The following is a 1,079-nucleotide window of genomic DNA, read 5'->3' as shown; positions in this document are numbered from 1 at the left end:
ATCAACTTAAGCAGTGCCGAGTGATACTGCCTGAACTTACAACATTAAAAGGTTTTAGTGATTTGGGGCGAATGGTATGTCAATAAACTGCAATGACTTGTTTAAAATGAGTGATTCAACGAAATATTTTATTTATGCAAGTTTATTCTTACTAGTATCTATTCTTTTTTGTTTACCTGCTTATGCTAGTAGCTGTTGGTTAGGGCAGTCTGCAACGTTAAGTTTAGGAACATCAAATGCTCAAGGCTCAGCACTTGTTTCAACAGATGTTATTGCTGACTGTTACTTTAATTCAAACCAGCCTGTAACGTATAAGCTATGTTTAGTGGCTGATAGTTTTGATCCCGCAGGTAGTACTCCTCGAAGTATGATTATTTATAATCCTGTAAGAGCATTACTCAATTATGAATTATATTCTGATGCAGCAAGAACATTTAAGATTCCTGATTCAGAACGTAAAAACCAAGCACAATGCCAAACTTTCCAGTTTGAAGCAGGAACTGGAAATGTCAGTACTCGGCTTAAACTATATGGTCAGGTGTTGCCTGGACAGAACGTACCAGCAGCATACTATCAAACGAATAGTATTGGATTGAAACTTTATTCTGCATACAAGGTTGGATCAGAAGTACCAACGGATACAGAAGCCCTTGCAAATTCGAATACTGGTAATAATAATTTAATTGTTAACTCATATTATGAAAATAGTTGCTTAATTCAGTCGGCAACAGATATTAACTTTGGTGCGGTTGACCAACTGAAGACACCGTTAATAAGCTCAGGAAATATACAGTTAGCCTGTCCCGTTGGCACTATTATGCAAGTCAGTTTAAATAATGGCATCAATGCGCAGGGCACACAAAGAAGAATGAGAAATGCTTTAGGAAACTATATCCGATACAACCTTTCTAGGAACGCACACGATGATCAACCTTGGCAAGGTAATACCTTTTACTCTGTAGATAATCATAATATACCTGTATATGCAACGGTTCCAGCTCAACCCATCAGTAGTACTGGGCAATACTCTGACACGATTACAGTAACTCCAACTTATTGATTTTTATTTTAAAATTAAT

At 36.7% G+C, this 1,079-nt stretch carries 1 protein-coding gene; it reads left to right on the top strand.

Annotated features, from left to right (window positions below; all coding sequences use genetic code 11):
- Positions 1–106 precede the first annotated feature (106 nt).
- Positions 107–1,060, top strand: coding sequence for a spore coat U domain-containing protein (locus FTV32_RS17230; protein ID WP_180029173.1), 954 nt, complete (start codon positions 107–109; stop codon positions 1,058–1,060).
- Positions 1,061–1,079: the final 19 nt, after the last annotated feature.

Origin of the sequence: Acinetobacter sp. YH16032 (assembly GCF_013417345.1) — a bacterium.
Classification (GTDB): Bacteria; Pseudomonadota; Gammaproteobacteria; order Pseudomonadales; family Moraxellaceae; genus Acinetobacter.
This window is presented reverse-complemented; position numbering and strand designations above follow the sequence as displayed.